Source organism: Roseiarcus sp., assembly GCF_052145395.1.
GTDB lineage: Bacteria > Pseudomonadota > Alphaproteobacteria > Rhizobiales > Beijerinckiaceae > Roseiarcus.
Genome location: NZ_JBKQOT010000324.1, coordinates 1 through 3,929, shown reverse-complemented (window position 1 = coordinate 3,929; position 3,929 = coordinate 1). Strand labels below are relative to the sequence as shown.

General features: G+C 66.1%; 6 protein-coding genes. All 6 read left to right on the top strand.

The window, feature by feature from the left end:
* Positions 1–784: nitrogenase component 1 (locus ACLP25_RS11015; RefSeq protein ID WP_442469239.1), on the top strand; the 784-nt coding region annotated here is incomplete at its 5' end.
* 10 nt (positions 785–794) lie between these two features.
* A complete protein-coding gene (gene nifN, locus ACLP25_RS11010) occupies positions 795–2,183 on the top strand; it encodes a nitrogenase iron-molybdenum cofactor biosynthesis protein NifN (RefSeq protein ID WP_442469238.1) in 1,389 nt (462 codons plus the stop codon).
* Positions 2,146–2,643: a nitrogen fixation protein NifX gene (nifX, locus tag ACLP25_RS11005; protein WP_442469237.1), complete on the top strand. Its 498-nt coding sequence runs from the start codon at positions 2,146–2,148 to the stop codon at positions 2,641–2,643. Before nifN ends, nifX begins: the two co-directional genes overlap by 38 nt.
* 5 nt (positions 2,644–2,648) lie before the next feature.
* Complete coding sequence (locus tag ACLP25_RS11000; protein ID WP_442469236.1) at positions 2,649–3,110, top strand: NifX-associated nitrogen fixation protein; 462 nt, start codon at positions 2,649–2,651, stop codon at positions 3,108–3,110.
* Between the two features lie 31 nt (positions 3,111–3,141).
* Positions 3,142–3,342, top strand: a complete 201-nt coding sequence (locus tag ACLP25_RS10995) for a CCE_0567 family metalloprotein (RefSeq protein WP_442469235.1) — start codon at positions 3,142–3,144, stop codon at positions 3,340–3,342.
* The gene (gene fdxB / locus ACLP25_RS10990; RefSeq protein ID WP_442469234.1) at positions 3,342–3,656 is read left to right on the top strand and encodes a ferredoxin III, nif-specific; all 315 of its coding nucleotides are present in this window, start codon (positions 3,342–3,344) and stop codon (positions 3,654–3,656) included. The genes ACLP25_RS10995 and fdxB overlap by 1 nt, the downstream gene beginning before the upstream one ends.
* The last annotated feature ends 273 nt before the right edge of the window (positions 3,657–3,929 follow it).

The window sequence follows — 3,929 nt, the reverse complement described above, 5'->3', positions numbered from 1 at the left end:
CATCGCCAGCGCCCATACCGCGCGCGCCAACATGATGGTCTGCTCGACCGCGCTGATCAATCTCGCCCGCAAGATGGAGGAGCGCTGGGACATCCCCTATTTCGAGGGCTCGTTCTACGGCGTCTCGGACACGTCGGACGCGTTGCGTCAGCTTGCAACGCTGCTCGTGCGCGAAGGCGCCGACCGTTCGCTGCTCGTGCGCGCGGAAATCCTGATCGCCGAAGAGGAGGCGCGCGTCTGGGCGCGGCTCGAGACTTACCGCGAACGTCTTTCGGGCAAGCGCGTGCTGCTCAACACCGGTGGCGTCAAGTCCTGGTCGGTCGTCGCGGCGCTGCAGGAGATCGGCATCGAGATCGTCGGCACCTCGACCAAGAAATCCACCGACGAGGACAAGGAGCGCATCAAGGCGCTGCTGAAGGACGAGAAGCACGCCTTCGACGCCATGGCGCCGCGCGACCTCTATGCGATGCTGGCCGCCGGCAAGGCCGACATCATGCTGTCAGGCGGGCGGACCCAGTTCATTGCGCTGAAAGCCAAGACGCCCTGGCTCGACATCAACCAGGAGCGCCATCACCCCTACGCCGGCTACGACGGCATGGTGGAGCTGGTGCGCCAGATCGACCTCGCCATCCACAATCCGATCTGGGCGGACGTGCGCGCCCCGGCGCCGTGGGATCTGCCGGCCGAAGCCAGGGTCGACGCCTTCGACGGCGACGCCGAGTTCGTGGCCGCGACCCGCAAGAAGTTCGCGGCGACCACCGCCGACGACATGGGCGAGTGCTAGGAGGCGCATGATGGCGAAGATTGTTCCCGTCTCAAAGGCCGCCAGCGTCAACCCGCTGAAATCCTCGCAGCCGCTCGGCGCGGCTTTCGCCTATCTCGGCGTCGACGGCGCCGTACCGCTGTTCCACGGCTCGCAAGGTTGCACGTCCTTCGCGCTGGTTCTATTCGTCCGCCACTTCAAGGAGACGATCCCGCTCCAGACGACCGCGATGGACGAGGTCGCGACCATTTTGGGCGGCGCCGACCATCTCGAGGAGGCGATCCTCAATCTGAAGTCCCGTGCCAAGCCGAAGCTGATCGGCGTCGCCACCACGGCGCTTGTCGAGACGCGCGGCGAGGACTTCGCCGGAGAGCTCGTCGCCATCAAGGCGCGCCGGGTCGCGGAGCTCGACGGGACGGAGGTCGCGCTCGCCCAGACCCCAGATTTCGACGGCGCGATCGAGGAGGGCTGGTCGAAGGCGGTCGTGGCGATGATCGATTCGATCGCCCAGCGGGAAGTTCGCGAGCGCCGCAACGCGCGACGCGTGAACATCCTGCCGGGCTCGCACTTGACCGTCGCCGACGTCGAGCACATCCGTTCGCTGGTCGAGGCTTTCGGCCTCGAGCCGGTCGTCTTCCCTGACATTTCCGGCGCGCTCGACGGGACGGTGCCCGCTTCGTGGATCCCGACGACTTACGGCGGAACGACGATCGACGACATCCGCTCGCTCGGCGACGCGGCTCTCAGCATTGCGATCGGCGAGCAGATGCGGCAGCCTGCTCAACGCATCGAGGAGCTGACCGGCGTCGAATACGCCCTCTTCCGCCAGCTCTACGGCATGAAGGCGGTGGACCGGTTTGTCGCCTTGCTGGCGGAGCTGTCGGGCCGCGCCGCGTCGGCTTGCCTTCGTCGCCGCCGCGCGCAATTGCAGGACGCTCTGCTCGACGGCCACTTCCACTACTCGGGCAAGAAGATCGCCATCGCCGCCGAGCCGGACCTTCTTTACGGGCTTGCGACCTTCTTCGTCGGCATGGGCGCCGAGATCCAGGCCGCGGTCACGACCACCGGCCACTCCAAGATTCTCGAGCATGTGCAGTGCGAGAGCGTGAAGATCGGCGACCTCGGCGACTTCGAGGCGATGGCGGAGGGCGCGGACCTTCTGGTCACGCACAGTCATGGGCGTCGGGCGTCCGAGCGGCTGGGCATTCCGCTGATGCGTGTCGGCTTTCCGATTTTCGATCGGCTCGGCAGCCAGCACAAGCTGCGGGTCGGCTATCAGGGCGCGCGCGACCTGATCTTCGAAGCGGCCAACATATTCGAGGGCGCGCGCCACGAGGCGACGCCCGAGTCCCTGAACCCATTCCTTAACCGGGAGACAACCCATGGCCGCCGTGCGGCGTCTGCAACTCGTCAACACTGAGGACGAAGCTCCGACCCGGAGGCCGCCGGCGCCGGGCGCCGTGCGCGTCGCCATCGCCACGCGCGACATGAGGGGCCTCAACGCGCATTTCGGCTCGGCGCCGAAGTTCGCCATCTACGACGTGACCCGGGAAGGTTGGGACTTCGTCGAGGCGGTCGCCTTCGGCGACACGTCCGACGAGACCGGCTCGCACAAGACCGACGGCGACGACCGCATCGGTCCGAAGGTCGAGGCGCTCGAAGGCTGTCACTTGCTGTTCTGCCTCGCGATCGGCGGCCCGGCTGCGGCCAAGGTCGTCTCGGCCCACATCCATCCAATCAAGACGCCTCAGGCCGCGCCGATCCCCGAGGTGCTGGAGCGCACCCGCGCCATGCTCTCGGGCTCGCCGCCGCCCTGGCTGCGCAAGGTGCTCATGAGCGCCGGCGTCGGCCCGATGAAGCCCGATTTCGAAGAGGATTGATACCGATGACAGATGCGATCGCCAAGCCGGCGGGCCTCGACTCGCCCTTTGTCAAAACCCTCCTCAGCGTGTGGCGAGCCGAGGACGCCTATGGCGTGTGGGAGAAGCTGCCCGACTCCAAGGTGATCGGCGAGTTCATCGTCACCAAGGAGCAGCGGCGCGAGATCCCGATCATCGGCGATCCGGATCCCGACGTGATGAACAGGGTCGAGAAATTCTATGTCGCGGTCGGGCTCGACATCGAGCGGGCGACCGGCCGCATGGCCTCGCCGATGATGAAAATGTCGCACGAGGGGTTCGGCCGCGTGATCCTGACCGTCGGTCGCCTTGTGGTCATCTCCAAGTCGCTGCGCGACGTGCACCGCTTCGGCTTTGAAAGCTTCGAAAAGCTCGCGGAGGCCGGCGAGAAGCTGGTCGAGGATGCGAAAAAGTGGATCGAGCTTTACCCGATGGTCGCGGACGTTTGACCGTTCATTCGACAAAGAGGAGATCACGCCCATGTCCGACCCTGACGCCCTGAAGGCCGAGATCAAAAAGCTGTCCGCCAGGGCGACAAACGCCAAAATGAATTTGCACGACCTCAGCGAGGAGCTGCCGGTCAACTGGACGTCCATTCCCGATGTCGCCAAGGCCGCGCACGACGCCTACGCGGCGCTGGAAGCGGCGCGGAAGAAGCTCGCGGACCTGGAGGCGGTCTGATGGCCTACAAGACTCGCGACGGATCCGACTGGACACCGGTCTTCCTCACCAAGATCAATGGCGACACGTGCATCGGCTGCGGCCGCTGCTACAAGGTGTGCTCGCGTGACGTCATGCACCTGCACGGCGTCGACGAGGATGGCGAAGTGCTCGGCAAGGTCACCGAGGACGACGACGACGATTTCGACGGCGAGCTCAACCGCAAGATCATGATCGTCGACAATTCCGGCGCCTGCATCGGCTGCGGCGCCTGCTCGCGCGTGTGCCCGAAGGACTGCCAGACCCATGTCGCGGCCGACCTGATCGACGCGTAGGGTTTGCGACAGGCGCCGATCTTGCGAGGGCAGTAGCCGCGATCGCTGATCGCGGCAGACGGGCGTCCTTTCGGACGCCCTGAGGACCGCGTCCGCAGAGCATGAGGGACGCGGAGCACGAAGCCATGTTCGACGAGCGCTATGCAGCCTTGCGCGCCGCGCAAATCCCGAAGACCGACGAGCACGCCGCCTTCGACGACCATCTGTTCGCCTGCTTCGTCGCAATCGGACTGACCGAGGAGGCGGCGGGGGTCGCGACCCTCACCGACGCGC